Source organism: Limosilactobacillus mucosae DSM 13345, from assembly GCF_001436025.1.
Classification (GTDB): domain Bacteria; phylum Bacillota; class Bacilli; order Lactobacillales; family Lactobacillaceae; genus Limosilactobacillus; species Limosilactobacillus mucosae.
In genome coordinates, this window is record NZ_AZEQ01000082.1 from 1 (window position 1) to 334 (window position 334).

Consider the following 334-nt stretch of genomic DNA (forward strand, 5'->3'; position numbering starts at 1 on the left):
GCAAAAGATGCCGAGGACCGGGATCGAACCGGTACGGTTATCACTAACCGCAGGATTTTAAGTCCTGTGCGTCTGCCAATTCCGCCACCCCGGCATTATGGAATTGACAAAGCGGAAGACGGGATTCGAACCCGCGACCCCCACCATGGCAAGGTGATGTTCTACCACTGAACTACTTCCGCATAATATTCAAGATGCCGACTAGAGGGCTCGAACCTCCGACCCCCTGTTTACAAGACAGGTGCTCTGCCAACTGAGCTAAGTCGGCGCAAAAATTACGGTATTCCGCATCTCAAAGCCTCTCTATGGCAATGAGCCGTGACGGGTTCGAACC

The 334-nt window shown here is 53.3% G+C and carries 3 tRNA genes; all 3 read right to left on the minus strand.

Going from position 1 to position 334, the window contains the following annotated elements:
- Positions 1 to 8: 8 nt before the first annotated feature.
- A tRNA-Leu gene (locus FC47_RS10275) sits at positions 9 to 94 on the minus strand.
- Positions 95 to 110: 16 nt separating this feature from the next.
- Positions 111 to 182 (minus strand) — tRNA-Gly (locus FC47_RS10280).
- Positions 183 to 195: 13 nt separating this feature from the next.
- Positions 196 to 268: transfer RNA gene (locus tag FC47_RS10285), tRNA-Thr, on the minus strand.
- Positions 269 to 334 lie beyond the last annotated feature (66 nt).